General features: G+C 69.0%; 1 protein-coding gene. It reads right to left on the bottom strand.

Annotated elements, in window-relative coordinates; all coding sequences use genetic code 11:
- Positions 1 to 454: SGNH/GDSL hydrolase family protein (locus tag ABB22_RS17560; RefSeq protein WP_161809388.1), on the bottom strand; the 454-nt coding region annotated here is incomplete at its 3' end.
- Positions 455 to 542 lie beyond the last annotated feature (88 nt).

A 542-nucleotide genomic window follows, 5' to 3' on the forward strand; every position in this document is an offset into this window, starting at 1 on the left:
CGGCGGCGATTGTCGGGAACGAACGCGCCGCCGAGGCGCGGGGATGGGACTGGTAGCTGCCCAGCAGCAGCACCCGCGCGCCGGCTTCGCGACCGGCCCGGGCCAGCGTCCGCACCGCCTGCCGGGATTGTCGGCAGGCCTCTTCGTCGGGCAGGCACATCAGGTCGCCACCGCGCTCCTGCAGGACGAGCACCGCCGGCCTGTAACTGGCCAGCGCCCGTTGCACGGAACCATCGGCCACGCGCTGGGCAAGCGTGGCGCCGCCCCGCACGATCATCGCACTGCGGACATCGTGCCCGTTGGCCTTGGCCATCGCGGCGAAGGTGGCCGGCAGGTTGCCGACATAGGTCAGGCTGTTGCCGACGAACAGGATGCGTTGCGGAGAGGCCGGCTCCAGCGCGAACGTGGGCATGCATGCAAGGAGCAGGGACAACAGCAGCATCCATCGACGCATGGGTTCGATCCGCCCGGAGTGTGCTGCTGTGACCGGCCTAACAGCTGTAGCTTATACCAATCTGACGCTGCCGCCGCACCGCCTTTTG

It is taken from the genome of Stenotrophomonas nitritireducens (assembly GCF_001431425.1).
Classification (GTDB): Bacteria; Pseudomonadota; Gammaproteobacteria; order Xanthomonadales; family Xanthomonadaceae; genus Stenotrophomonas; species Stenotrophomonas nitritireducens.